Raw genomic sequence first — 505 nt, 5'->3', positions numbered from 1 at the left:
ACCCATGGACACCGTCCGCGGTGCCCGGCCCGCCCGCGGCCCAGGCCGCCCGGCCTCAGACGCAGGCCCCCGCACCGGCGGCTGCGTACGCCTCCCCTCCGCCCAGTGGTGGCCCCGATCCCCGCATGCTGTGGCCGAACATCCTGGAGGCGGTGAAGAACCGTCGCCGCTTCACCTGGATCCTGCTCAGCCAGAACGCGCAGGTGACCGGCTTCGACGGCACGACCCTCCAGATCGGTTTCGTCAACGCGGGCGCTCGGGACAACTTCGCGAGCAGCGGCAGCGAAGAGGTGCTGAAGCAGGCGCTGACCGAGCTGTTCAACGTGCACTGGAAGGTCGAGGCGGTCGTCGACCCGTCCGGCGGTTCGGCACCGGCGCCCGCGCCCGGCCCCGGGTCCGGTTACGGCGGTGGTTACGGGGCTGGGGGCGCCCCGGCTCCGGCGGCGCCGCGCCCCGCCCCGCAGCAGCAGCCGGCGGCTCCGGCTCCCCGGCCGGCCTCCTCGGC

Annotated in this window: 1 pseudogene; it reads left to right on the top strand. The window is 75.2% G+C overall.

The window, feature by feature from the left end:
* Positions 1-505 (top strand): annotated as a pseudogene (locus tag O3Q52_RS54065) (DNA polymerase III subunit gamma and tau); the annotation flags it as partial.

Origin of the sequence: Streptomyces sp. ActVer, assembly GCF_027270795.1 — a bacterium.
GTDB lineage: Bacteria > Actinomycetota > Actinomycetes > Streptomycetales > Streptomycetaceae > Streptomyces > Streptomyces umbrinus_A.
Note: the sequence above shows the minus strand (reverse complement) of the source record. Positions and strands in the feature narration are given on the sequence as shown.